Below are 24,883 nucleotides of genomic sequence, written 5' to 3'. Positions count from 1 at the left end.
TTCCCGGTGGGGGCTCGGCCCCCACCGGATCCCCTGAGGAACCACATGAGCACCCCTCGCATCGTCGTCACCGGTATCGGCGCGACCTCCCCGCTGGGAGGCACTGCGCCCGACAGCTGGAGCGGTCTGCTGGCCGGAGAATCCGGAACCCACACCCTCACGCATGACTGGGTAGAGCAGTACCAGCTGCCCGTCACCTTCGCCGCGGAGGCCAAGGTGCGCCCCGACACCGTGCTGGATCGCCCCGTGGCGAAGCGCCTCGACCCGGCGTCTCAGCTGGCGATGGTCGCCGCTCTCGAAGCCTGGCAGGACGCGGGAAGCCCCGAGGTCGACCCCGACCGTCTGGGCGTCGATTTCGCCACCGGCATCGGCGGTGTCTGGACCCTCCTGGATGCGTGGGACACGCTGCGCGAGAAGGGCCCGCGCCGTGTCATGCCGATGACGGTGCCGATGCTCATGCCGAATGCGGCCGCCGGCAATCTGTCCCTGCACTTCAACGCGCGCGCCTACGCCCGCACGGTGGCCAGTGCCTGCGCCTCCAGCACCGAATCGCTCGTCAACGCTTTCGAGCACCTGCGTGCCGGCCTCGCCGACGTCGTGATCGCGGGCGGCACCGAGTCCGCTATCCACCCGATCACCCTCGCCGCCTTCGCGTCCATGCAGGCGCTCTCGCGCCGGAACGACTCGCCCGAGACGGCGTCACGTCCCACCAGCATCGACCGTGACGGGTTCGTCATGGGCGAGGGGGCCGGTGCCCTCATCCTCGAGACCGAGGAGCACGCCAAGGCCCGCGGCGCCAGGATCTACGCCACGATGGTCGGCGGAGGCGTCACGGCTGACTCGTACCACATCACCGCCAACGACCCCGAGGGCAAGGGCGCCGCTCGCGCCGTGCACATGGCCCTCGATGTGGCCGGGGCATCCGTCGGCGACGTGACGCACATCAACGCTCACGCGACGTCGACGCCGGTCGGCGACCCGAACGAGTACCAGGCGCTGCGTGCCGTCTTCGGATCGCGGGTGGAGGAGATCCCGACGTCGGCCACGAAGGCGGCCACAGGGCACCTTCTCGGCGGGACGGGCGCGCTGGAGGCGATCTTCACGGTCCTGGCGCTTCGCGACCGCGTCGCGCCGCCGACGATCAACATCACCGAGCAGGATCCGGAGGTGCCGTTCCGCCTCTCCGGTACGCCGACGCCGCTCAGCTCGGGCGACCATCTCGCCATCACGAACTCGTTCGGGTTCGGCGGACACAACGCCGTCGCCGCGTTCGCCAGCGTCTGAGCGTCTGGGCAAAGAGAACGGGCCCCGCGTCATCGCGGGGCCCGTTCTTCATATCAGGTGGGTTCACGCCGTCCCAACTGCCAGGACACTTCACCAGCCTTCGGTACCGGCGCGATCAACCACCTGAAGTCTAGCCTCATCCGACCTTGTGCAGCCAGACCACCGATGCGTCATCGCCGGCGTGACGGAACGGTTCGAGCTCTTCATCCCACGCCGCACCCAGGGCGACATCCAGTTCGCGTCGCAGCTCCGCGGCATCTCCGGCCGACACCTCGAGCGCGTACCTGATGCGGTCCTCACCGACGACGACGTTGCCGGCGGAGTCGGTCTGGGCGTAGTGGATCCCGAGGCCGGGGGTATGCATCCACCGCCCGCCGTCGCTGCGCGGGGTGGGGTCCTCGGTGACCTCGAAGCGGAGATGCTCCCAGCCGCGGATCGCGGTGGCCAGTGCGGCGCCCGAGCCGACCGGACCCTCCCAGTAGAACTCCGCCCGCCGCGCGCCCGCGAGGACGGGCTGCTCCACCCATTCGAAGTTGACGGCTCGGCCGAGGGCTCGACCGACCGCCCACTCGAGGTGGGGGCACAACGCTCGTGGCGCGGAGTGGATCAGAATCACTCCACGCGAAAACGTGCTCGCCATGGTTTCTCCTTCGTCAGGTACGTCTTCCCCTACGACCTGACCGGATGACACCGGCGCTATTCGGTTGTGCTGCCGCCATTTTCGCAGCAAGCGGCGGGAATCACAAGCCTGTGATTCCCGCCGCGGAGTTCACGAGGCTCAGGCCTCGCTCATCACCGTCTGCTCCTGCTGACCGCGCGCGGCCAGGGCGGCGGCGCGGGCGGCCAGACGACGGGTCTGCTCGGCCTGGCCGGCGTCGAGGAGCTCCTGCGAGACCTCGTAGTTCGGCACGAGCGGTCGCCCGTGATACTTCTCGATGTACGCGTCGAGTTCGGGGCCCGAGGTCCACGACGTGATCAGGCAGTACCGGGGCTCGGTGCCGGAGTGGGTCGCGGCGTGCCACATGCGCTGGGTGTCGACGATCAGCTGCGCGCCGGCCGGCAGCGCGATGCGGTACTCCACGCTCGGGTCGGTCCGGTTGTCGCGCAGGACGAAGAAGCTGTCCTTGTCGTCGGTGAGGTTGAAGAATCCGCGCACGACCCAGCCCGAGCCGTCGGTGTTCAGGCGGTTGTTGTCGTCCTGGTGGAGGTTGTAGAGGCAGTCGGCGTACGTGTTGGGCTGCAGTTCGATGACGCGGCAGCGGCCCACGTTGGCTCCGGGCTCCTGCGCGCGCCGCACCAGGTGCGGGGCCTTCTCGACCTGGGACGGGATCCAGATGCCGTCCTTGTCGGTGCGCGGGTTCCTGCCGCTCCAGAAACCGCCGCACTCGATCTCGCCGTCCTTCGACGCGAGCGGGGCGAAGCGGGTGTCGCCCGAGGACTTCCAGTCGACATACTCGATGTCGAGCCATTCCTTCGGGTCGAGCTCCTGGTTGTAGGAGTCGAGGACGACGTAGCCGGTCTCTTCGAGAGCGGCGGACTTGATGTAACCCATGAGGTGAGTCATGCCTTTCCTAGGGGGCCAGTACGTTTTTCCAGGCCCAGGTAAGGCAAGCCTACCTGCGGGTCCTCAGGGTCCCCCGAGATAGACTCGCGTGGGCTCGCCTGCCGCTTCCCGCGGCTCCGCGGCCCATTCGCACGAGTGGAGGTCGGAACGGGACATGGTCAGCGCCACGAACGTCGATGCGCAAGCTGTCAACACGATCGGATGGCTCTCCTCCCCCGGCACCAACATCGTCGTCCCGGTGTACCAACGGCAGTACCGGTGGGACATCGGTGGCTGTGAGCAGCTCCTCACCGACATCCGCGCTGTGGCGGATGCCGACACCCGCACGATGCACTTCCTCGGGTCGATCCTCTCCGCGGCCAACGATGAGCGGTCCGGCGATGATGCGGAGCTCGTGCTCATCGACGGACAGCAGCGCATCACGACCCTGATGCTGCTCGTCGCGGCGCTGCACCACACGGTGCGCGATGCCGATCCCGCTCTGGCGACGGAGCTCGAGCGAGCGCTCGTCAGGGCCTCCGCACCGGCGCGGACGAAGCTCCGGCCGCACCGGGCCTGGGCCGATGTCTTCGAGGCCGTCGTCCTCGACCAGGACGACGCATCCGTTCCCCGGGAATCCCGCTTCGATGACAACTACCTGTTCTTCCGCAGCCAGGTCAGCCTCGAGGAGGCGCCGCGCATCTGGCGCGGACTCCAAAAGCTCGAGCACGTCTCCATCACGCTCGGCCCCGGCGCGAACGCCCAGCAGATCTTCGAGAGCCTGAACTCCACCGGGGAGCCGCTGCGCGATCACGAGCTCATCCACAACTACGTGCTCATGGGCCTCACGCACGCGGAGCAGATCGAGATCGAGGACGAGTACTGGCTGCCGATCGAGCAGAATACCGGTGATGCCATCGCGGCGTTCTGGCGCCACTATCTCGTGATGCGCACAGGGCGCGAGGTCACGAACACGGGCGAACGCGGGGTGTACGACGCGTTCCGCGCCGAGTTCCCTCGCCTGGAGCCGTCGACGCTCCGCGATGCGGCGGCGCAGTGGAAGGCCTACTCGGAGATCTACCGCGTCCTCCTCGAGCCCGCCCATGCCCCCGACGCCGCACTCACGCGGGAGTTGGAGACGCTCAACGCGTTCGGGCGGGGCATGCATCCCCTGCTGCTGTTGGCGTACGGCGATTTCCTCGCCGACGCGGTGACGCGGGACGAACTCATCCGCACCATCCGTTTCGTCCAATCGCTGCTGGTGCGCCGGAGCGTCTCGGGGCTGCGCAACGATCGCCTCGTCGCGCGGTTGTGCCGCGCGCGCGCCGCGGGGAACGAGGCGTTGGAGCGGGCCATCTCCCGCATCACCCCATCGGACGAGCGGGTACGCGTGGGGCTGAAGTACGCCGATCTGCCGCATCCGGCCGTCGTCCTGGGTCGTCTCGCCGATGTGGAACGGCTGGCCGATCTGCAGGTGGAGTACATCGTTCCCCTCGCCCCGGGTGATGCGTGGACCGGAGACGGGGAGCGGATGTGGGCGGAGTACTCCGAGGACGAGCAGAACAGCGCCCGTGCGCTCGCGAAGACGCTGGGCAACCTGACCCTCCTGGAGGACAGCCTCTTCGAACGGGCGCTGGACAGGCCGTTCCCCGAGAAGCGGGATGCCGTCTACGCGCGCAGTGCGATCGGGCTGTCGGCCGAGTTGACGGGAGAACGCTCGTGGAGCACCGCCGCCATCTCGGCGCGGTCCGCGCGTCTGAGCGAACGCTTCCTCGAGATCTGGCCGAAGCCCCCCGTCGTCGCAATCGACGACGACGACCTGACCCCGATCCTCGACGCCAAGCGGCGCCGCGGGTGGCCGCGCGGCTGGGAGCGCGAGTGGGAGTACGTGGAGTACCGCGGCGAGCACTGGGAGGTGTACGACGTCCGCTACCTCTTCAACCGCGTGTTCCAGCGGCTGTGGGCGGATGCCCGCCCCGCGGTGATCGCGTTCAGCGCGCGGCGCGGCGGCCCGGTGTACGAGGCGATGGCGTGGAACGGGCAGTGGGAGGCGCTCGATGACGGCCACTTCCTCTACGGCGGATGGGACTCGCGCTACATGCTCGCCGCCGTGCAGGGCGTCCTCGAGGAGGCCGGCTTCGCGGCGGAGGTCTTCGTGAAGTACTCCTACATCGGCAACGCCATGCCCTGACCGCCGCCGCGGCGGCCCGGCGTCGTTCGGGGCGGCGAATGTGCTTTGGGGCGACCATCATGCGCCCCAAAGCACATCGAGCGCCCCAACGTGGGGAGGTGTAGGGCGGGTGGGACTTGAACCCACGATCGTCGGGTTATGAGCCCGCTGCCTTGACCAGCTTGGCCACCGCCCCCTGTGCTCTCGAGCCTACCGCCCGCGCCGCATCCGTCGTCGTCAGTCGCCGTCGCTGCCGCGAGGGATCGGGATCTCCTGCGACTCGCTGACCATCTGCGGATGATGCCGCGTCAGCTGGATGACGCCCCAGACGGCGATCGCGCCGGCCACCGCGAAGCCGAGCAGTGCCCAGACCGGCGCCGTGGAGGCCTCGCCGAGGACGAGGAGACCGATCAGCACCGCCACCAGCGGGTCGATGACCGTGAGCCCGGCGATCACGAGGTCGGGCGGGCCGACGGAGTACGCGGTCTGCACGAAATAGGCACCGATCGCCACGGCGGCCAGCAGCGCGACCACGCACAGCATGGTCAGCCACTCGAAGTCACCCGATTGGATGCGGCTGATCACGACCTTCGCGAGCGTGGCGACGAATCCGTAGATGACACCCGCCGCGGTGATGTAGAACAGCGCCCGCATCCGGCGGCGCAGCCACACCCACAGGATCGCGAAGGCGACGAGCACCACGGCGAGGATCCCCAGGATGATGAGGAGCTCGCGGGATGTCACGGCATGCTCGGTGGCGAAGAACGCCGCGATCATGACGAAGATGAAGATGCCGCCGACGCACGCCACGATGGCGATGATCGATTGCCGGGTCGGCTTGTGGCCGGACAGTCGAGCGTTCAGCAGGGTCGTGATGACCAGGGCGATCGCGCCCAGCGGCTGCACGAGAATGAGCGGCGCCACCGACAGCGCCGCGAGCTGACAGCCGATCGCCAGCCCGAGCATCACCGTCCCGGCGACCCACGAGGGGCGGCGCAGCAGGGCCACCATCTGCCCACCGGTGAGTCCGCCGGTCGTCTTGCCCTTGAGGCGCTCGACCTTCACCACTCCGCGATGCTGGTACTGCGCGCCGAAGGACATGAACACGGCGCCCAGGAGCGCGAGCGGGATGCCCAGCAGGATACGCGGATCGCGGAAGATGCCGACGAGCTCGTCGGTCACATCCCCGAGCGATACATCCGCGACAATCACCCTCCGACACTAACCGGCCGAACCCGTCGATAGGCTCAAGGCGTGGCCGTTCTCCCGATTCGCATCATGGGCGACCCCGTCCTCCATGCCCCCGCCTCCCCCGTCGAGGCCGTCACCGACGAGGTCCGCACCCTCGTGGCCGACATGTTCGACACGATGGACGCGGCGCCCGGCGTCGGGCTCGCCGCTCCGCAGGTGGGCGTGGGGCTTCGGATCTACGTGTACAACTACGCCGACGACGACGGCCACCCGTGGCGCGGGGTCATCCTGAATCCGGAACTGTGGATGCGGCCACTGGAGCCCGGCGCGCCCGACCCGGACGAGGAGTCGGAGGGGTGCCTGTCGTTCCCGGGCGAGCGGTTCCCGCTCCGCCGGTCGGATGAGGTTCTCGTCACGGGCACCGATCTCGACGCTCAGCCGGTGCGCATCCAGGTCTCGGGCTGGCGTGCGCGCATCATGCAGCACGAGTTCGATCACCTCGACGGTGTGCTGTACATCGATCGCCTCGACGACGGCGATTGGAAGACCGCGCAGAAGATCGCGAAGAAGCGCGGATGGGGCCGCACCGGCGTCGCCTGGACCCCCGGCGTCGACGACATCGAGGCCTGACGGCCCCGCCTGACACATCGCCGACGCGCGCGCCACCCCGCTGCGCCGTTCGTCACGGAGGTGTTGGCTGGGCGCATGCCCGCTCACACCCCCCGCGCCATCCTCTTCGACATCGACGGCACCCTCGTCGACTCCAACTACCTCCATGTGGAAGCCTGGGCGCGGGCTTTCGCCGAGACCGGGCATCCGGTGGACACGTGGCGCATCCACCGCGGGATCGGCATGGACTCCGCCAAGCTCCTCGACGAGCTGCTGGGCGACGAGGTCGCCTCCGCCGGGCCACCCGCGAAGGAGGCGCACGGCCGCATCTACGCCGGTTTCGCCGAGCGCCTGCGCGTCTTCTCGGGGGCGAGGGAGCTGCTGCGCGAGCTCTCCTCGCGCGGACACACCGTCGTGCTAGCCACCTCCGCGCCCGAGGAGGAGCTCGAGCTGCTGCTGAAGGCGCTCGATCTGGGCGACACGGTCGACGTCGTCACGTCGGCCGAGGATGCCGACACCGCCAAGCCGGCGCCCGACATCCTCCAGGCCGCTCTCGACCGCGCCGGGACTGCTCCGCAGGACGCTGTCATGGTCGGCGACGCGGTATGGGACGTGGAGTCGGCACAGCGCGCGGGCGTGCGGTGCGTGGCGGTGCTCAGCGGCGGCACCGGGGCCGAGGAGCTGCGACGCGCGGGCGCCATCGCCGTCTACGACGACGTCGCTCAGATCCTCGCGGATCTCGACGACAGCCCGCTCGCCGGAGAGCGAGCCTGAGAGCTCAGGCTCCCTGAGCGTCCCGGTGAGCGGTCTCCATCGCGACGGACTTCAGCTGCATCACGGCGACGGCTTCGTGCAGGGCGCCCAGCGGCGTCTCGATCTCGTCGAAGTGGTGGACGAAGCCGTTCGCGTCGCGGGCGGTGACGGAGACGAACGCGTAGCCGTGGCGAGGAACGCGGATGCTCTTCGACCGTGCACGACGCTCACCCATCCGTCCGACCCCTTTCGCTGAGACGAAAATACCGCGGCCCGGGGCGACTCGCCCGCCGGACACGCTCGGCGTCGACACGAACTCGCGGATGGGGCGGAAATGGAGAAACGGCCCCGGGGTGGAGCCCGAAGCCGTTCCGCTCCCCGGCTTGGACTCGAACCAAGAACCTATCGGTTAACAGCCGATTGCTCTGCCAATTGAGCTACCGAGGAATGTGCCTGCGCTGCGCGCGGGCAACCCCACCATGCTAGCAAAGCATCGGGGGTGCGAAGAACTCAGCGCGCCCCCGCTCGGGGCGCGTCGGCGCCGTCGGGGGTCCACAGGAGCGCGTCGCCGCTGTGGCCATAGGCCACGGGGTGTCCGCTTCTCAGCACAAGCACGTCGGCATCCAACTCCCGTGCAGCGTCGCCGTCGTTCGTCACGAGGAGCGTCGTCATCCCGTAGCCGTCACGTCGCCGCATGATGGCCTCCCGGGCCGCCCCCCGCACCTCGACGTCGAGATTGGCGTATGGGTCGTCGGCGACGAGCAGACGCGGGTCCAGGACCAGCGCACGGGCAAGGGCCACGCGCTGACGCATGCCGGCGCTCAGTTCGTACGGATACTTGGCGGCTGCGCCCAGGGGCAGCTGCATCTCGTCGAGGAGGGTGGCCACGCGGACGGCGAGAGCCCGCGGGTTCACCCGCCGGTCGCGACTCGTGATCGGTTCGCCGATGACATCGGCGACCGTCAGGCGCGACGGGAGGTCAGCCCCCGCGCGCTGCGGGACGTATCCCGTGGCGTACGTCCATTGGCGGCGGGAGCGCCCCGGATGGCGGGCGTCGATGCCGTGGACGAGCGCGGAGCCGCCGACGGCGTGGAGTCCGTCTTCCTCCTGGCCGGCGAGGAACGCCGCCAGCGTCGACTTGCCCGAACCCGTCGGACCCATGATGGCCAGCACCGTGCGGTGGGTCAGGGTGAGTGAGACGCCGTCGACGACTCGGACGCCCCCGCGGGAGAGCGAGAGATCATCGGCGCGGACAGCAACGTCCGGTTCGGTTCGGCGGCGCATGGCCCCATCCTGCCGTGGCCGACCGCTCCGCGCTACTCGACCTCGAGCAGTCGCTGCCGATCACGGTCGAGATCACGCAGGCGGATGCGCAGTGCACGTCCCTCCTCCGACTCGGCGGGCACGCGCTGAATGGCCCCGAGGAGTTCCGTCTTCTCGCGCTCGAGCGAGCGGACGAGGACACGCCGGGCGAGATCGTTGCCCGACGCGATGGCATGGACTTCATCGCGCGCGGGGAAGGCCGCGGTGAGAAGCTCGGCCGCCAGAGAGCGGAACGGCTCGCGCACCGATCCGACCGCATCCGCGGCCCATCCCGGTCGCCCGCGGTCCCCCGCGCTCTGGACGGCGGCTCGCACGGCGTCCAGGGCCGGATGCCGGAACTGCAGGGACAGCGCCCGGTCGACGATGTCGGTGTCGAGGCGGTGCCCGTACTGCAGGAACGCCATCAGGGCGTCGCGCTCGAGGGCGGTGTCGCGATCGCGCGGCAGCGAGGCGATCGTCACCCGCAGAGCCGGCGGGTCCTGCACCGGGTCGGCGACGGGCTTGCCGTCGCGGGGAGCGGATGCCGGCGCGCTGTCCGGGGCGGCGGACCTCCGGCGTGCCCGCTCGACCTCGCGGTGCACGTCACCCAGATCTTCGCCGAGCCGGCGGGCCAGGACGTGCTCGTACCGGCGACGGAGCGGCTCGTCGCGGATGTCTGCGAGAAGCGGCGCCGCGGCGTTCAATCCGGCGAGCCGACCCTCCACGCTCGAGAGATCGAGACCCTTGATGCGCTGGTCGATGACGAACTCGAACATCGGCACCTTGGCGTGCATGAGCCCGGCCACCGCGGCGTCGCCGCGCTGGAGCCGCAGGTCGCACGGGTCGAGTCCCTCGGGGCCCACCGCCACGAAGCTCTGCGCGTTGAGCGTGCGCGTCTCGGCGAAGGCGCGGACCGCGGCCTTCTGCCCCGCCGCATCCGGATCGAACGTGAAGACGACCTCGGCGGACTGCTCATCCCCGATGATGCGCCGGACGATCTTCATGTGCTCGGCGCCGAAGGCGGTGCCGCAGGTCGCCACCGCCGTCGTGAGGCCCGCGAGATGGCACGCCATCACGTCGGTGTAGCCCTCGACGACCACCACCCGGCGCACCTCGCCGCGCGCCATGTCGCGCTTGGCGAGGTCGAGACCGTAGAGAACCTGGGCCTTGCGGTAGATCGGCGTCTCGGGGGTGTTGAGGTACTTCGGTCCCGAATCGTCGTCGTAGAGCTTCCGCGCCCCGAATCCGATGACCTGCCCCGTCACATCGCGGATGGGCCACACCAGTCGGCCGCGGAAGCGGTCGTAGACGCCGCGCTGCCCCTGCGAGACCAGGCCGGCCTGCGTGATCTCCTCGCGCGTGAACTTCTGGGCGAGGAGGTGGTCGGTCAGCGCCGACCACCCCTTCGGGGCGTAGCCCACACCGAAGTGCGCGGCGGCTCCCGCGTCGAATCCCCGCTCGCCGAGAAAACGGCGCGCGGTCTCGGCTTCGGGGTCGGCCAGGCGGAGTCGGTAGAACTCCGCCGCCGCGGCGTTGGCGGCGTAGAGACGGGAACGCCCCGACGTCTCCGGAGTCGCTCCGCCGTCCTCGTAGTGGAGGGTGTATCCGATGCGGCCGGCGAGGCGCTCGACGGCCTCGGTGAAGGAGACGTGGTCCATCGCGCGCAGGAACGAGTACACGTCGCCCGACTCACCGCATCCGAAGCAGTGGTAGTAGCCCACCTGCGGGCGCACGTGGAAGCTCGGACTCCGCTCGTCGTGGAACGGGCACAGGCCTTTCATGGATCCGACGCCGGCGGACTTCAGTGCCACCCGCTCCCCCACGACGTCGGCGATGTTGGTGCGGGCCTTGACCTCGTCGATGTCCGCCTGGCGGATGCGGCCGGCCATCAGCGCGCCGCTCCGCTGCGGGAGATCCCCGGCGCCCAGATGCCCAGCGAGGCGGCGTCGACGTCGCCGATGAGACGGGTGTGCCAGGCGAGGGCCAGCTGATCGGTGAGGCTGGCCACCTGGTCGATAATCACGCGGCGCCGTGCCCCGTCGTTCCCGGCGGCGGCGAAATCGGCTCCGTGGAGGGCGTCGAGCGCCTCGGGGTGTTCCCAGAGAGCCGTCGCGAGGCGCTTGAGGACGCGGCGCTGCTCCTTGTAGAGCGAGCGGCGTCCCTCGATGGACACCACTGTCGCACCGATGATGCCCTTGAGAACGGCCATCTCGGCCTCGATGACACGAGGTACCACCACGTGCGCACGGTAGCGCGTCAGCGACTCGAACGGGTACGCCTCCCGCGTCGCGGTCGTCGCGGCGCGAGCGAAACGGCCGATGAGGTCGCTCGTGAGGTTCTTCAGTCGGGCCAGTGCGGGCCGCGTGCCGTCGAACTCGCCGATCCACTCCGGGAGACGCATGAGCCGGTACAGCGCGTCTTCCAATTCGTCGCGGGCGAAGTCGTACCCGACCCACGTCTGGATGGCGGTGAGCAGGCCCTGGTGCTCGCCGGTGTCGGCGAGGCGGGCCGGATCGAGGTACCGGTTCACGACGGCGTCTTCAAAGTCGTGCACGGAATAGGCGATGTCGTCGGAGAGATCCATGACCTCGGCCTCGATGCAACGTACCCGCCCCGGCGCGCCCTCGCGCAGCCAGGAGAAGACGTCTTCGTCGTCGGGGTAGACGCCGAACTTCAACCGCCCGCCCGGGTCGGGCACCGGATGCGCGGCCGTCCACGGATACTTGCACGCGGCGTCCAGGCTCGACCGCGTCAGGTTCAGTCCGAAGCTGTGTCCGCGGGCGTCGACCACCTTCGGCTCCAGGCGGGTCAGGATGCGGAGCGTCTGCGCGTTGCCCTCGAATCCGCCGATGTCCTCGGCCCACTCGTTCAGAGCTCGTTCGCCGTTGTGCCCGAACGGCGGATGCCCGAGGTCGTGACTGAGGCAGGCAGTGTCGACCACGTCGGGGGACAGCTGCAGAGCGGTCGCCAGCTCCCGTCCCACCTGCGCGACCTCGAGGGAGTGGGTGAGTCGGTTGCGTGCGAAATCGGCGGGGCTCGCCGGACTCAGCACCTGCGTCTTCGCGGCGAGTCGGCGGAGGGCGGCCGAATGCAGCACGCGAGCGCGGTCGCGCGCGAAGTCATCGCGTTGCGAGCGATGCGTCTCGGCGTGGAACCGTGCTGCGTCGACGTCGTCGTAGCCGGTCGGGCGCGGGCGCGGCCCCGCGACCTCAACCGCCACTGGAGTCGATCTCGGCGTCGGCCAGTTCACGCGAGGCGGCATCGCCGAGGTCTCGTGAGGCGAGCCAGCCGTCGGGTAGCGCCGGGCGCTTCGGGCTCCCCGCCCGCCCGCGCTGGCCCTCGGCGGCCGCACCCGGATACGGGGCATCGAGGTCGAGCTCGGCGAAGAGCGCGTCGATCTCATCGAGGCTCGACACCGTCGCCAGGCGCGCGCGGATGTCGCCTCCCACCGGATATCCCTTCAGATACCAGGCGACGTGCTTGCGGATGTCCCGGCATCCGCGGTCCTCGTCCTCGAAGAAGTCCACCAGCAGCTCGGCGTGCCGGCGGAACGCACGGGCCACGAAGCCGAGGGTCGCGTCCACCGGCGCCGGCGCAGCGTCGACGGGGCCGAGGGCGCGGGCCAGGTCGCCGAACAGCCACGGACGGCCCAGACACCCCCGCCCCACCACCACTCCGTCGCATCCGGTCTCCGCCATCATGCGCACCGCATCGTCGGCCGACCAGATGTCGCCGTTACCGAGGACGGGGATGCTCTGCACGGTCTCCTTGAGCGCCGCGATGGCGGCCCAATCGGCGGTTCCCGAGTAGAACTGCGACGCGGTGCGCGCGTGGAGGGCAACGGCGGCGATTCCGGCGTCCTCGGCGATGCGGCCGGCCTCGAGGAACGTGAGATGGTCGTCGTCGATGCCCTTGCGCATCTTCACCGTGACGGGGATGTCGCCGGCGGCGCGCACGGCACGGGTGACGATGTCGCGGAAGAGACCCGTCTTCCAGGGCAGTGCCGCTCCCCCGCCCTTGCGGGTGACCTTGGGCACGGGGCATCCGAAGTTCAGGTCGACGTGGTCGGCGCGGTCTTCGTCGACGAGGATGCGCACCGCAGCTTCGACCGTGACCGGGTCGACGCCGTAGAGCTGGATCGACCGGGGCGTCTCGGACTCGTGATGACGGATGAGACGGAGGGTCGCGGCGTTGCGTTCGACGAGAGCGCGCGTCGTGATCATCTCGCTGACGTAGAGCCCGGCGCCGTACTCACGGCACAGGCGACGGAACGCCGTGTTGGTGATTCCGGCCATCGGTGCGAGAACGACGGGCGCGTCGAGCTCGAGGGGGCCGATGCGCAGCGGGCGCACAGGAGCGAAGGTCGACGTCACTCCCATATTCTCCCAGACGATCGACCCGAGGCGCCTCGTGCGCGCTCTACCCTGGGGACATGCCGGAGGTATCCACAGATCTGCGAAGCATCCCGTTCGAGACGGCGGCGGGGGGAACCGCGACCCTCGGCGACTACGGCGACGGCGTCGTCCTGATCGTCAATGTCGCCTCGAAGTGCGGCCTCACACCGCAGTACGAGCAGCTCGAGCAGTTGCAGCGCGAGTACGCCGACCGCGGGTTCACGGTCGTGGGGTTCCCCTGCAACCAGTTCATGGGTCAGGAGCCGGGCTCGATGGACGAGATCCTCGACTACTGCGCCACGACGTGGGGGGTCAGCTTCCCCATCGCCGAGAAGGTGCGGGTGAACGGCCGCTCCGCCGCTCCCCTCTACAAGGCGCTCAAGCGCGCCAAGGACGAGGAGGGCAAGCGCGGCCCGATCCTGTGGAACTTCGAGAAGTTCGTCCTGACGCCCAACGGCGAGATCCACCGTTTCCGCCCCGCCGTCAAGCCTGACGACCCCGCGATCGTCGCGGTGATCGAAAGCGCCCTGCCGCGCTGAATCAGGCGGCGGGCTCGTCCACCGTGTCGGCGTTCCCCGCCTCCGTCCGCTCCGCCCACACCTGGCGCGCGATCTGCGCGAACGCGGCCGCCGGCTGCGCGCCGCTGACGCCGTACTTGCCGTCGACGACGAAGAACGGCACGCCGTTGATGCCGTACGCCGCCGCCTGCTCCTGGTCGGCGCGCACGTCGCTCAGGTAGCGGTGGGATTCCAGCGCGACCTTCGCCTGCTCCGCATCCAGGCCGACGTCGGCGGCCAGGGCGACGAGCTCGTCATCGCGTCCGACATGGCGCCCCTCGGTGAAGTACGCCGACATCAGCCGCTCGGCCAGCTCGATCTGCCGCCCGTGAGCCTTGGCGAAGTGCAGCAGCTCGTGCGCCTTCACGGTGTTGGTGTGCTGAAGCAGGTCGAAGCGGTATTCCAGGCCGGCCTCCGCCGCGACACCCGTCACACGCTCGAGCATCTGCGCCGCCTGGTCGGGCGAGACGCCCTTGTGGTGCGCCAGGTAGTCGATCTCGCCACCTTCGAAGTCGACGGGGGTGTCGGGTGCCAGCTCGAACGAGTGGTACTCGACCTCCACGATCGGGGCGTCGTCGTCTCGGGCGACATCGGCCAGCCCGGTCTCGAGGTTGCGCTTGCCGATGTAGCACCACGGGCAGGCGATGTCGCTCCACACGTCGATCTTGATGGGTTCGCTCACGCTTCTGGCAACATCGCGCGGGCGTCGCGCATTCCGTCCGTCATGCACCGGGCGTGTCGACGGCGCCGCCGAAGCGCCGGTCGCGGTCGAGGTAGACGCCGATCGCCTCCCAGAGATCGCGACGACGGAAGTCGGGCCACAGCGTGTTGAGGAACACGAACTCGGCGTACGCCGACTCCCACAACAGGAAGTTCGAGGTGCGCTGCTCGCCGCTGGAGCGCACGAACAGGTCCACGTCCGGCATGTCCGGCTGGTACAGGTGGCGTCGTACCAGCTTCTCGGTGATGGCGGAGGGTTTCAGCCGTCCCGCGGCGATGTCCTCACCCATCCGCCGCATCGCGTCCACCAGCTCCACCCGGCCGCCGTAGTTGACGCACATCGTGAGGGTGAGCACGTCGTTGCCGGCGGTCAGCTGCTCGGCGTACTGCAGTTCTCTGATCACCGAGCCCCAGAGCCGAGGTCTGCGGCCGGCCCAGCGGACGCGGACGCCCCATTCGTTCAGCTGGTCGCGCCGCCGGTGCAGCACCTCGCGGTTGAAACCCATGAGGAAGCGCACCTCGTCGGGAGAACGCGACCAGTTCTCCGTGGAGAACGCGTACACCGAGAGGTGCTTCACCCCGGCCTGCACGGCACCGGCGACGACGTCCAGCAGCGCCGCCTCTCCCGCGCGGTGTCCCTCGACGCGGGTGAGGCCCTGGCGATTGGCCCAGCGCCCGTTGCCGTCCATCACGATCGCCACGTGGGCGGGCACTGCGCCGCGGGGGAACTCGGGCGGGTGCTCGCCCGTCCAGTCGAGCGGCCGGAAGGGCACCGCATCCCGGTGCGTGTAGGGCTTGGGCGTCACCGCGCTCCCTCGACGTGCGCGAGCGAGCGGATCCCGCGTTCGAGGTGCCACTGGGCATAGGCGGCGATGAGACCGGATGCCCCGGCGGAGGCCGCGGCATCCGCGCTGTCGACCAGGTCCCAGTCGCCGCGGATGAGGGCGCGCAGGAGCGACGCGGTGGGGGTGGCCACGCGCGCGGAGCCGGCCGGCGCGCAGTTGACGCACACCATGCCACCCAGCTGCGCCACGAAGGCGTCGTGCTCGCCGGCGGCGCCGCACCGCGCGCACCCCTCGAGCCCGGGTGCCCAGCCCGAAAGGGCCATGGCCCGCAGCAGGTAGGAGTCCAGCACGCTCCGTGCCGCGTGCTCGCCACGGGCGAGCGCCCGTAGCCCTCCCACGAGGAGCAGGTACTGCTGCGGGGTCGCCTCGGCCTCGTTCAGACGATCGGCGGTCTCGACCATCGCGGAAGCCGACGTGTACCGGTCGTAATGCACGACGATGTCGGCGCCGTAGGCGCCGAGCGACTCGGCCTGCTGCACGATGTCGAGCGAGCGTCCCTGATACAGCAGGACGTCGGCGACCATGAACGGCTCGAGCCGCGATCCGAAGCGCGACGACGTGCGACGCACGCCCTTGGCGACCGCCCGGATCTTGCCGGTGCGGCGCCCGAGCATCGTCACGATGCGGTCCGCCTCCCCAAGCTTGTGGGTACGCAGGACCACGACCTCGTCGCGGTAGGTGGGCACCCCTCCATTATCCGCCGCGGCGCGTCCGACCGGGCGCGCCGCGCCCCGGCCACAATAGGAGCGTGGACCAGCCCTCGTTCTTCATCCCGCTCTGGGCCGACCTCACCGCCGTCGGGCTCGGCGGCGTGCAGGGCGCGCTCTTCGCCTCAGGCTTCCGGGGGCAGCGCCGCCTCGACTTCCTCGGGGTGGCGATCATCGGCATCATGGTCGGCATGGGCGGCGGCCTCATCCGCGACCTGCTGCTGGGGGTGGTGCCCGCGACGCTCCAGAGCAACTGGTATCTCATCACCGCGACGGTGGCAGCCCTCGTCGGCATGCTGCTCGCGGGGCTCTTCCAGCGGCTGAACGGCGCCATCGTCGCGCTCGACGCGCTGGTGATCGGCATGTTCGGCGCGTTCGGCACCAGCAAAGCGCTCGGCATCGGCCTGCCGATCGTCCCCGCCGTCTTCGTCGGGGTCTGCGCGGCCGTCGGGGGAAGCGTCCTCCGGGACGTGCTGATGGGTCTTCCCGTCGCCATCATGCACGTCGGCTCGCTCTACGCCGTCGCCGCCGGTGCGGGCTGCGTCGTGCTCGCGGGCGCGAACGCGCTCGGTGCCCCGCTGCTCATCGCCGCGATCGCGGGGATAGTCCTGACCGCGGTCATCCGAATCCTGGCGGTCGTCTTCGACCTGTCGCTCCCCGAGCAGCGGATGCTGCACCGGCGAAAGGTGGCCGTCGAGACCTCCACGATCCCGATCGTGCGCCCGTCCGACCAGCCGTGACGGCGCGCCCCGATCGCGAGACTGCACCCGCGCCACGAGACAGCCGCCATGGGCAGCAGTGTCGTGGCGCGGGTGCAGTCTCGGTGACGGTGGCGGTGCGCGCGTCAGACGGCCGCGAGCTCCGGGGCTTCGTGGCGTGCGCGGATGGAGCGGTTGACGGCCGAGACGACGGCCTTCAGCGACGCCGTCGAGATGTCGCCGTCGATACCGACGCCCCAGAGGCGCTGGCCGTCGACCTGGAGCTCGACGTACGCCGCGGCCTGCGCGTCGCCGCCGGCGCTGAGGGTGTGCTCGACGTAGTCGTAGAGCGACAGCTCGATGGCGCGGCTTCCGAGGATGTCCAGGAACGCCGCGATCGGTCCGTTGCCGTGTCCGACGGCCTCCTCGACCTCGTCGCCGTCACGCAGCCGCACGGTGAGCTCGATGTCGCCGCTGAGGTCGCTGGAGGTGCGCGTGCCGACGAGCTCGAAGCGTCCCCACCGGTTCTCGGCGACCTCGGAGGGCAGGTACTCGTCGGTGAACGCCTCCCAGATCTCCGTGCTGGTGACCTCGCCGCCGTGGGAGTCGGTCTTCGCCTGGATGACACCGGAGAACTCGATCTGCAGGCGGCGCGGCAGGTCGAGCGAGTGATCGGTCTTCAACAGGTACGCGACACCGCCCTTGCCCGACTGCGAGTTGACACGGATGACGGCCTCGTACGACCGGCCGAGGTCCTTCGGATCGATCGGCAGGTACGGCACGGCCCAGTCGATGTCGTCGATGGTGACGCCGGCCGCCTCCGCGCGGGCCTCCATCGCCTCGAAGCCCTTCTTGATGGCGTCCTGGTGCGACCCGCTGAAGGCCGTGAAGACGAGGTCTCCGGCCCAGGGGCTGCGCTCCGGCACGGGCAGCTGGTTGCAGTACTCCACGGTCCGCTTGATCTGGTCGATGTCGCTGAAGTCGATCTGCGGATCGATGCCCTGCGTCAGCATGTTCACGCCCAGGGCGACGAGGTCGACGTTGCCGGTGCGCTCGCCGTTGCCGAACAGGCACCCCTCGATGCGGTCGGCGCCGGCCATGTAGCCGAGCTCGGCCGCCGCGACCGCGGTGCCGCGGTCGTTGTGCGGATGCAGCGACAAGATCACGTTCTCGCGGTGGTTGAGATGCCGCGACATCCACTCGATCGAGTCGGCGTAGACGTTGGGCGTCGCCATCTCCACGGTCGCGGGGAGGTTGATGATGACCTTGCGCTCGGGCGTCGGCTCGAAGATCTCGATCACCTGGTTGCAGATGTCGACGGCGAACTCCAGTTCGGTGCCGGTGTAGCTCTCCGGCGAGTACTCGTAGAAGACCTGCACCTCGGGCACGGTCTTCTCGTACTCGCGGCACAGCCGCGCACCCTCCAGCGCGATGTCGATGATGCCCTGCTTGTCGGTGCGGAACACGACATCGCGCTGCACGACGCTCGTCGAGTTGTACAGGTGCACGATGGCGCGCTTGGCGCCGGCGATGGCCTCGTACGTGCGGGCGATCAGGTGGTCGCGGGCCTGCGTCAGCACCTGGATCGTGACGTCATCGGGGATGAGTCCCTCTTCGATGAGCTGGCGGACGAAGTCGAAGTCGGTCTGGCTGGCGCTGGGGAACCCGACTTCGATCTCCTTGTAGCCCATGCGCACGAGCAGATCGAACATGACGCGCTTGCGCTCGGGGCTCATCGGGTCGATCAGCGCCTGGTTGCCGTCGCGGAGGTCGACCGCGCACCAGCGCGGCGCGGTCGTGATGCGGGTGCTCGGCCACGTGCGGTCGGGGAGATCGACGGCGATCTGCTCGTGGTACGGACGGTACTTGTGCGTCGGCATGCCCGACGGCTTCTGGGTGTTCTCCATGATGTCGCTTCCGCTTCAGAGGTGAGGGCCAACGACGAGCTCCGCGACGAGGAAGGCCCTAGAACGAGGCCCCGTCGCGGCAGCTAAGGAGAAGCAGCGAGCCGAGAAGCACGGTCACAGAGTACACCTCTCCCGAGCGCGGGCGCGAATGCTCAGAACCCGAGGCGCCCGAGCTGCTTGGGGTCTCGCTGCCACTCCTTGGCCACGCGCACGTGCAGCGACAGGAACACGCGCGTGCCCACGAGCGGCTCGATGCCCGCCCGCGCCCGCGCTCCGACGTCGCGGAGCCGGGCGCCCTTGTGGCCGATGATGATCGCCTTCTGGCTGTCGCGCTCCACGACGATGTCGGCGTAGATGTCGGTGAGGTCGGAGTCCTCGCGCGCGGCGATGTCGGCGATCGTCACGGCGATGGAGTGGGGCAGTTCGTCCCGCACCCCCTCGAGGGCGGCCTCGCGGATGATCTCGGCGACACGATCCTCGAGCGACTCGTCGGTGACGACGCCCTCGCCGTACAGGGGCGGGCCCTCGGGCATCAGGCTGAGCAGCTCGTCCGACAGCACGTCGAGCTGGTCCCGGGTGAGGGCGGAGAGCGGGATGACGGCGTGCCAGTCGTCGCGGAGGGCGTCGACCTCCATGAGGCGCTCGACGATCTCATCGCGGGACGCCGCATCCGTCTTCGTGACGATCGCGACCTTCTTCGCGCGGGCGTACCCCGAGAGCGACTCGGCGATCCGGCGGTCCCCGGGCCCCACCTTCTCGGTCGCGGGCACGCAGAACCCGATGACGTCGACGTCGCCGAGCACCTGCTCCACGAGATCGTTGAGGCGCTGCCCCAGGAGCGTCCGCGGACGATGGATCCCGGGGGTGTCGACGATCACGAGCTGGCCACCGGGCCGGTTGACGATGCCGCGGATGGCACGGCGCGTGGTCTGCGGCTTCTCGCTCGTGATGGCGACCTTCTCCCCCACGAGGGCGTTGGTGAGCGTCGACTTGCCGACGTTCGGCCGGCCCACGAACGTCACGAACCCCGATCGGTCATCGGTCACGGCTGTCCTCCCTGCTCGCCACGCGCACCTCGCCGGTGCGGGGGCGTCCCCCGGCGTCCTCGTCGGGGACGGCGCTCTCGTCGCGCTCGACGAAGACCGTCGAGATCCCGCGGCCGCGTCCGCGTGACGCTCCTCCGGTCATGATGAGACCGCCGTACTCGGCCGTCGCGCCGGGCTGCGGGATGCGACCGAGCGCCTTTCCGAGCAGTCCGCCGATGGAGTCGACCTCCTCGTCGTCGAGCTCGAGCCCGAACAGGTCCCCCACCTCGTCGAGAGCCAGGCGCGCGCTCACGCGGTACCGTCCGGGTTCGAGCTCGACCACCTCGGTCGACCGCGGGTCGTACTCGTCGGCGATGTCGCCCACGAGCTCCTCGATGAGGTCCTCCAGCGTGATCAGGCCCGATACGCCGCCGTACTCGTCGATCACCAGGCAGACGTGCACCGCATCGCGCTTCATCTGCTGCAGCAGCGTCTCGGCGCGCATCGACTCCGGCACGAACACCGCGGGACGCGCGATCCGGCGGATGGGAGCGTCCCGCCACCCCTGCTCGTCCCGGAACCCGAACTGCACGAGGTCCTTGAGGTACAGCATCCCGACGATGTCGTCGGCCTCGTCGTCCAGGAGCGGAACGCGCGAGATGCCCTTCTCGAGGAACAGCGCGAGAGCCTCCCGCGTGTGGGCGGCGGCGTCGATCGACACCATGTCGGTGCGCGGCACCATCACCTCGCGGACGTACCGGTCGGTGAAGTCGAACACCGAGTGGATGAGCTCGCGGTCGTCCTCCTCGATGAGTTCGTTCTCGGCGGCCTCGTCGATGATGCTGAGCAGCTGCTCCTCCGACGCGAACGACGAGCCCGGTGCGACGCCCGGCGTCACGCGGTTGCCGAGGGCCACCAGGGCGTAGGCGAGCGGGCCGAGGATGATGCGGACGGCGCGGATGACGGGGGCGGTGCTGCGCAGGAGCCCGCGCGCGTGCTGGCGGCCGACGGAGCGGGGGCTCGCGCCCACGGCCACGAAGGAGATCCCGGTCATGAGCACCGCCGCCGCCAGCAGGGCCCACCAGATGCTGTCGAACAGCTGCACGAACGCGAGCGTGACGAGGACGGCCGCGGTGGTCTCGGCGAGGACGCGGATGAACATCACGGCATTGACGTGCGCTTCGGGGTCGGCCGCGATCCGGCGGAGAGACCGCGCATTGCGCCCGCCGGAGGCGAGTTCGGCCAGGTCGGCGCGCGAGGTGACGCTCAGGGCGGCGTCGAGGGCGACCATGAGTCCACCGAACCCGACGAGCACGAGCGCGGCGACGAGAAGGAGGGCTTCCGTCATGCGCGGGGGCGACGACGCTCGGTCGTCTGGAAGCCGAGGATGAGGTCCCTCTGGAGCGCGAACATCTCACGCTCCTCGTCGGGCTCGGCGTGATCGAACCCCAGCAGGTGCAGGAGGCCGTGGGTGGTGAGGAGGATGAGCTCGTCCTGGGTGGAGTGCTTGGCCGCGATCGCCTGCGTCTCGGCGACCTGCGGGCACAGCACGATGTCCCCGAGCAGCCCGGCGGGGGTCGGTGCGTCCTCGGTCCCCGGGCGCAGCTCGTCCATGGGGAAGCTCAGGACGTCGGTGGGACCAGGCTCGTCCATCCACTGCACGTGCAGGGCCTCCATGGCGCCTTCGTCCACGAGCACGATCGCGACGTCGGCATCCGGGCTCACGTGGAGCTCGGCGAGGTTGTACTCCATCAGACGCAGGAGGACGGACTCGTCGACGGCGAGGCCAGACTCGTTGTTGATCTCGATCGTCATGAGCGTCCTCGCCTCGGCAGGTGGTCGCGGGGGCCGGAGGTGCGCGTGGACCCACGGCGTTCGGCGCGATTGGCGAACTCGCTGGCCTCCTCGCGCTCGCGCCTGCCCGCGAGACGGCGTTCGTCGTACTCCGTGTACGCGTCGACGATGCGTCCGACCAGCGTGTGACGGACGACGTCGTCGCTCGTCAGGTACGAGAAGTGGATGTCCTCGACCTCCGACAGGATGCGCGTCACCAGCCGCAGGCCCGACGAGCCCTGCGGCAGATCGACCTGCGTGATGTCGCCGGTCACGACCATTCGCGTGCCGAACCCGAGGCGCGTGAGGAACATCTTCATCTGCTCGGGCGTGGTGTTCTGGGCTTCGTCGAGGACCACGAACGAGTCGTTGAGCGTGCGCCCGCGCATATACGCCAGGGGCGCGACCTCGATCGTGCCGGCGGCCATCAGCTTGGGGACGACCTCGGGGTCCATCATCTCGTTCAGGGCGTCGTAGAGCGGCCGCAGGTACGGATCGATCTTGTCGTTGAGCGTTCCGGGGAGGAACCCGAGCCGCTCCCCCGCCTCGATGGCGGGGCGGCTCAGGATGATGCGGCTGACCTCCTTGCGCTGCAGCGCCTGCACGGCCTTGGCCATCGCGAGGTAGGTCTTGCCGGTTCCGGCCGGGCCGATGCCGAAGACGATCGTGTTCTCCTCGATCGCGTCGACATAGGCCTTCTGACCGAGCGTCTTCGGGCGGATGACGCGTCCCCGTGAGGAGAGGATCGCCTCGCCCAGCACTTCGGACGGTCGCGGTCCGCCGTCCTCGGCGTTGCGCCGGAGGATGCGGCTGGAGCTTGCGACGTCGACGGTGTCGAGGCCGTGGCCCGCTCTCGTCATCGCGAGCAGCTCGTCGACGAGGGCGCGGGCCCGGGCGACGTCGCCAGCGGGGCCGGTGAGGGTGATCTCGTTGCCGCGCACGAGCACGTCGACGTCGGGATGCTCCTTCTCGACGACCCGCAGCAGCCGGTCCTGCGGACCGAGCAGCTGCACCATGGCGATGCCGTCGGCGTAGACCCGCTCGACGGTCGGTTCGGAGTCGTCAGCCACCGAGGCTCGCTTCCTGCAGGCCGCCGCCGAGCACGTGCGCGTGCACGTGGAAGACGGTCTGCCCGGCACCGGGGCCGGTGTTGAAGATGAGACGGAAATCGCCGTCCGCGTGCTCGGCGGCGACGGTGTTGGCGAGCCCCACCAGCTCGGCGAGAAGCGCAGGGTCGCCGGCGGCCAGCTCGACGACGTTGCGGTACTCCCCCGACTTGGGGATCACGAGGAGGTGGACGGGAGCCTGGGGCGCGATGTCGCGGATGGCGAACGCGTTCTCGGTCTCGGCGAGGATCTCGGCGGGGATCTCTCCCTCGAGAATGCGCGTGAAGATCGACGGTTCGCTCATGCGTTCCAGTCTATCGGCGGCTCCGCGTCCGAGCCGCGGATGCCCGCGCCGCCCGAGCCGCCCGTCACCAGCGGCCGAGGGCGACGTTCGCCACCGCGATGGCCGCGGCGCCGGCGGTCGAGGTGCGCAGGACCGTCGGCCCGAGCCGCACGGGGGTGGCCCCGGCGACCGACAGCGCGGACAGCTCGGCCTCGGAGACGCCGCCTTCCGGCCCGACCACGAACGCGACGTCCCGCGTCTGCCCGGTGAGATCCGCCGCGGACAGCCGGCAGGCGGCTCCCGGGTCCAGGATCAGCATCCGTGTCGTGGCGGCCAGCGCGACCAGACCCGCGCGGTCGACGGGGTCTGCGACCTCGGGAAGCCACGGCCGATGCGCCTGTTTGACGGCCTCACGGACGATCGTCCGCCAGCGGGCGACGCCCTTGTCGGCTTTGCCGTCCCAACGCGAGATGCTCCGTTCGGCCTGCCACGGCACGATGACGTCCACGCCGAGCTCGGTGGCCGCCTGGACGGCGAGCTCGTCACGGTCGCCCTTGGCCAGCGCCTGCACGAGCACCAGTCGCGGCGTCGGTGCGGCGACGTCCCGTCGCGTCACGACCCGCACGACGACCTCCCGCGGCGCGATCTCGTCCACCGTGCCCTCCAGCCAGACGCCGCATCCGTCGCCGACGGTCACCGCCTCCCCCCGCCGCAGCCGCCTCACGGTGGCGGCGTGATGCGCCTCGCCGCCGTCGAGGACGACGGTCCCCCCGGGGCTCGCCGCGGCGGCGGCGTCGCTCAGGAAGTGCAGCGCCACGGTTCAGCCGTTTCGGAAGCGGTCGCGAAGCTTCGAGAACATCCCCTGGTGGAACTCGGCCAGCCGCGGCGAGGGCGCCTTCGTGCGCCGGGCGAACTCCTCGATGAGGGCACGCTCCTTGCCGTCCAGCCGCGTGGGCGTCACGACATGCACGCCCACACGGAGGTCACCCCGCTGCGAGCCCCGCAGCGGGGTGATCCCGCGGCCCTTGATCGTGAGCACGTCGCCGGATTGCACGCCGGGGCGCACGTCCAGCTCGACCTCGCCGTCGAGCGCCTGGATGCTCGTGCTCGTGCCGAGGATGGCATCCGGCATCGACACCTCGAGCGTCGCCATCAGGTCGTCGCCCTCGCGGCTGAAGACCTCGTGCGGGGCGACGTTGATCTCGAGGTAGAGGTCGCCGTTCGGACCGCCCGCGGGACCTACCTCTCCCGAACCGGGCAGCTGCAGCCGCAGGCCGGTCTCGACGCCGGCGGGAATGTCGACCGAGACGGTGCGCCGCGCGCGCACGCGTCCCTGACCCTGGCAGGTGGCGCAGGGGTACGGGATGGTGGTGCCGTATCCCTGGCAGGTGGCGCACGGCTGCGTCGTGACCACGTTCCCGAGGAGGCTGCGGACGGTGCGCTGGACGTTTCCGGCCCCGTGGCAGATGTCGCACGTGACCTCGGACGTGCCGGGCTGGCAGCACGACCCCTGACAGGTCTCGCAGAGCACGGCGGTGTCGACGTCGAGGTCGCGGTGCGTGCCGAAGACGACGTCTCCGAGCTCGAGCGTGACCCGCACGAGCGCGTCCTGCCCGCGTTCGCGCCGCGAGCGCGGGCGGCCGGCCCGTGCGCCGCCGCCTCCGCCGCCGAAGAACGTCTCGAAGATGTCGCCGAAGCCGCCGAAGCCCGCGGCGCCGCCTCCGCCGCCGAACGGGCTGGAGTCGCCGCCGAGGTCGTAGCGCCGGCGCTGCTCGGGGTCGCTGAGCACGTCGTAGGCGTGGGTCACGAGCTTGAACCGCTCGGATGCGTCCTCGCCGGGATTGACGTCGGGGTGGAGCTCGCGGGCCAGGCGCCGGTAGGCGCGCTTGATCTCGTCGGCGGAGGCGTCGCGCGCGACGCCCAAGACCTCGTAGTGGTCAGCCACTTTCGCCTTCC

General features: G+C 70.0%; 25 protein-coding genes and 2 tRNA genes. 6 read left to right on the top strand and 21 right to left on the bottom strand.

Features of this window, described 5'->3' with window-relative positions:
- The first annotated feature begins 45 nt into the window (after positions 1-45).
- Positions 46-1,284, top strand: a complete 1,239-nt coding sequence (locus ACTU3I_RS17600) for a beta-ketoacyl-[acyl-carrier-protein] synthase family protein (protein ID WP_442927021.1) — start codon at positions 46-48, stop codon at positions 1,282-1,284.
- Positions 1,285-1,420: 136 nt separating this feature from the next.
- On the opposite strand, the gene ACTU3I_RS17595 is transcribed toward ACTU3I_RS17600, so the two are convergent.
- Both ACTU3I_RS17595 and ACTU3I_RS17590 read right to left on the bottom strand, forming a co-directional pair.
- Positions 1,421-1,924 carry a DUF3145 domain-containing protein gene (locus tag ACTU3I_RS17595; RefSeq protein WP_442927020.1) on the bottom strand — a complete coding sequence of 168 codons (504 nt, stop codon included), beginning with the start codon at positions 1,922-1,924 and terminating at the stop codon, positions 1,421-1,423.
- A 138-nt stretch (positions 1,925-2,062) separates the two neighbouring features.
- A complete protein-coding gene (locus ACTU3I_RS17590) occupies positions 2,063-2,836 on the bottom strand; it encodes a hypothetical protein (RefSeq protein ID WP_442927186.1) in 774 nt (257 codons plus the stop codon).
- 166 nt (positions 2,837-3,002) lie between these two features.
- Between ACTU3I_RS17590 and ACTU3I_RS17585 the strand changes: the two genes are divergently transcribed.
- Positions 3,003-5,018, top strand: a complete 2,016-nt coding sequence (locus ACTU3I_RS17585) for a DUF262 domain-containing protein (protein WP_442927019.1) — start codon at positions 3,003-3,005, stop codon at positions 5,016-5,018.
- 101 nt (positions 5,019-5,119) lie between these two features.
- On the opposite strand, the gene ACTU3I_RS17580 is transcribed toward ACTU3I_RS17585, so the two are convergent.
- Positions 5,120-5,193 (bottom strand) — tRNA-Ile (locus tag ACTU3I_RS17580).
- A gap of 41 nt (positions 5,194-5,234) precedes the next feature.
- Positions 5,235-6,209 (bottom strand): DMT family transporter, encoded by a 975-nt coding sequence (locus tag ACTU3I_RS17575; protein ID WP_442927018.1) that lies wholly within the window; start codon positions 6,207-6,209, stop codon positions 5,235-5,237.
- Positions 6,210-6,251: 42 nt separating this feature from the next.
- Between ACTU3I_RS17575 and def the strand changes: the two genes are divergently transcribed.
- Together def and ACTU3I_RS17565 are read left to right on the top strand one after the other, a co-directional pair.
- Positions 6,252-6,818 (top strand): peptide deformylase, encoded by a 567-nt coding sequence (def, locus tag ACTU3I_RS17570; protein WP_442927017.1) that lies wholly within the window; start codon positions 6,252-6,254, stop codon positions 6,816-6,818.
- Between the two features lie 75 nt (positions 6,819-6,893).
- Entirely contained in the window at positions 6,894-7,571 is a 678-nt protein-coding gene (locus tag ACTU3I_RS17565; protein WP_442927016.1) for an HAD family hydrolase, read from the top strand.
- 4 nt (positions 7,572-7,575) lie between these two features.
- On the opposite strand, the gene ACTU3I_RS17560 is transcribed toward ACTU3I_RS17565, so the two are convergent.
- The 6 genes from ACTU3I_RS17560 to dusB all read right to left on the bottom strand — a co-directional run bounded on the left by ACTU3I_RS17560 (position 7,576) and on the right by dusB (position 13,231).
- Complete coding sequence (locus ACTU3I_RS17560) at positions 7,576-7,785, bottom strand: hypothetical protein (protein ID WP_442927015.1); 210 nt, start codon at positions 7,783-7,785, stop codon at positions 7,576-7,578.
- A 139-nt stretch (positions 7,786-7,924) separates the two neighbouring features.
- Positions 7,925-7,997: transfer RNA gene (locus tag ACTU3I_RS17555), tRNA-Asn, on the bottom strand.
- Between the two features lie 63 nt (positions 7,998-8,060).
- On the bottom strand, positions 8,061-8,834 hold the full coding sequence (locus ACTU3I_RS17550) for an ATP-binding cassette domain-containing protein (RefSeq protein ID WP_442927014.1): 774 nt from the start codon (positions 8,832-8,834) through the stop codon (positions 8,061-8,063).
- Positions 8,835-8,866: 32 nt separating this feature from the next.
- Positions 8,867-10,741, bottom strand: a complete 1,875-nt coding sequence (gene dnaG / locus ACTU3I_RS17545; RefSeq protein ID WP_442927013.1) for a DNA primase — start codon at positions 10,739-10,741, stop codon at positions 8,867-8,869.
- Entirely contained in the window at positions 10,741-12,072 is a 1,332-nt protein-coding gene (locus ACTU3I_RS17540; protein WP_442927012.1) for a deoxyguanosinetriphosphate triphosphohydrolase, read from the bottom strand. Before ACTU3I_RS17540 ends, dnaG begins: the two co-directional genes overlap by 1 nt.
- A complete protein-coding gene (gene dusB / locus ACTU3I_RS17535) occupies positions 12,062-13,231 on the bottom strand; it encodes a tRNA dihydrouridine synthase DusB (protein WP_442927011.1) in 1,170 nt (389 codons plus the stop codon). Before dusB ends, ACTU3I_RS17540 begins: the two co-directional genes overlap by 11 nt.
- Positions 13,232-13,284: 53 nt before the next feature.
- Here dusB and ACTU3I_RS17530 point away from each other — a divergent pair, with 53 nt between their 5' ends.
- Positions 13,285-13,785: a glutathione peroxidase gene (locus ACTU3I_RS17530; RefSeq protein WP_442927010.1), complete on the top strand. Its 501-nt coding sequence runs from the start codon at positions 13,285-13,287 to the stop codon at positions 13,783-13,785.
- A 1-nt stretch (position 13,786) separates the two neighbouring features.
- Here the strand turns inward: ACTU3I_RS17530 and ACTU3I_RS17525 are convergent, their stop codons facing one another.
- Genes ACTU3I_RS17525 through recO form a run of 3 tightly spaced genes read right to left on the bottom strand, consistent with a single transcriptional unit; the run spans position 13,787 to position 16,054 of the window.
- Positions 13,787-14,485, bottom strand: a complete 699-nt coding sequence (locus ACTU3I_RS17525; protein WP_442927009.1) for a DsbA family oxidoreductase — start codon at positions 14,483-14,485, stop codon at positions 13,787-13,789.
- A gap of 40 nt (positions 14,486-14,525) precedes the next feature.
- Positions 14,526-15,329 (bottom strand): isoprenyl transferase, encoded by an 804-nt coding sequence (locus ACTU3I_RS17520; RefSeq protein WP_442927008.1) that lies wholly within the window; start codon positions 15,327-15,329, stop codon positions 14,526-14,528.
- Entirely contained in the window at positions 15,326-16,054 is a 729-nt protein-coding gene (recO, locus tag ACTU3I_RS17515; RefSeq protein ID WP_442927007.1) for a DNA repair protein RecO, read from the bottom strand. Before recO ends, ACTU3I_RS17520 begins: the two co-directional genes overlap by 4 nt.
- A gap of 62 nt (positions 16,055-16,116) precedes the next feature.
- On the opposite strand from recO, the gene ACTU3I_RS17510 reads away from it, so the two are divergent.
- Positions 16,117-16,815 (top strand): trimeric intracellular cation channel family protein, encoded by a 699-nt coding sequence (locus ACTU3I_RS17510; protein WP_442927006.1) that lies wholly within the window; start codon positions 16,117-16,119, stop codon positions 16,813-16,815.
- A 104-nt stretch (positions 16,816-16,919) separates the two neighbouring features.
- Here the strand turns inward: ACTU3I_RS17510 and leuA are convergent, their stop codons facing one another.
- The 8 genes from leuA to dnaJ form a co-directional block, all read right to left on the bottom strand.
- Complete coding sequence (gene leuA, locus ACTU3I_RS17505) at positions 16,920-18,680, bottom strand: 2-isopropylmalate synthase (RefSeq protein ID WP_442927005.1); 1,761 nt, start codon at positions 18,678-18,680, stop codon at positions 16,920-16,922.
- Between the two features lie 152 nt (positions 18,681-18,832).
- Positions 18,833-19,726 carry a GTPase Era gene (gene era, locus ACTU3I_RS17500; protein ID WP_442927004.1) on the bottom strand — a complete coding sequence of 298 codons (894 nt, stop codon included), beginning with the start codon at positions 19,724-19,726 and terminating at the stop codon, positions 18,833-18,835.
- Positions 19,716-21,053: a hemolysin family protein gene (locus tag ACTU3I_RS17495; protein ID WP_442927003.1), complete on the bottom strand. Its 1,338-nt coding sequence runs from the start codon at positions 21,051-21,053 to the stop codon at positions 19,716-19,718. The genes era and ACTU3I_RS17495 overlap by 11 nt, the downstream gene beginning before the upstream one ends.
- Positions 21,050-21,520 carry an rRNA maturation RNase YbeY gene (gene ybeY, locus ACTU3I_RS17490; RefSeq protein WP_442927002.1) on the bottom strand — a complete coding sequence of 157 codons (471 nt, stop codon included), beginning with the start codon at positions 21,518-21,520 and terminating at the stop codon, positions 21,050-21,052. Before ybeY ends, ACTU3I_RS17495 begins: the two co-directional genes overlap by 4 nt.
- The gene (locus ACTU3I_RS17485) at positions 21,517-22,554 is read right to left on the bottom strand and encodes a PhoH family protein (protein ID WP_442927185.1); all 1,038 of its coding nucleotides are present in this window, start codon (positions 22,552-22,554) and stop codon (positions 21,517-21,519) included. Before ACTU3I_RS17485 ends, ybeY begins: the two co-directional genes overlap by 4 nt.
- A gap of 46 nt (positions 22,555-22,600) precedes the next feature.
- Positions 22,601-22,948, bottom strand: coding sequence for an HIT domain-containing protein (locus ACTU3I_RS17480; protein ID WP_442927001.1), 348 nt, complete (start codon positions 22,946-22,948; stop codon positions 22,601-22,603).
- Positions 22,949-23,012: 64 nt separating this feature from the next.
- Positions 23,013-23,744: a 16S rRNA (uracil(1498)-N(3))-methyltransferase gene (locus ACTU3I_RS17475; RefSeq protein WP_442927000.1), complete on the bottom strand. Its 732-nt coding sequence runs from the start codon at positions 23,742-23,744 to the stop codon at positions 23,013-23,015.
- Between the two features lie 3 nt (positions 23,745-23,747).
- Positions 23,748-24,872 carry a molecular chaperone DnaJ gene (dnaJ, locus tag ACTU3I_RS17470; protein ID WP_442926999.1) on the bottom strand — a complete coding sequence of 375 codons (1,125 nt, stop codon included), beginning with the start codon at positions 24,870-24,872 and terminating at the stop codon, positions 23,748-23,750.
- Positions 24,873-24,883 lie beyond the last annotated feature (11 nt).

This window comes from Microbacterium sp. RD1, assembly GCF_052220165.1.
Taxonomy (GTDB): Bacteria; Actinomycetota; Actinomycetes; order Actinomycetales; family Microbacteriaceae; genus Microbacterium.
Note: the sequence above shows the minus strand (reverse complement) of the source record. Positions and strands in the feature narration are given on the sequence as shown.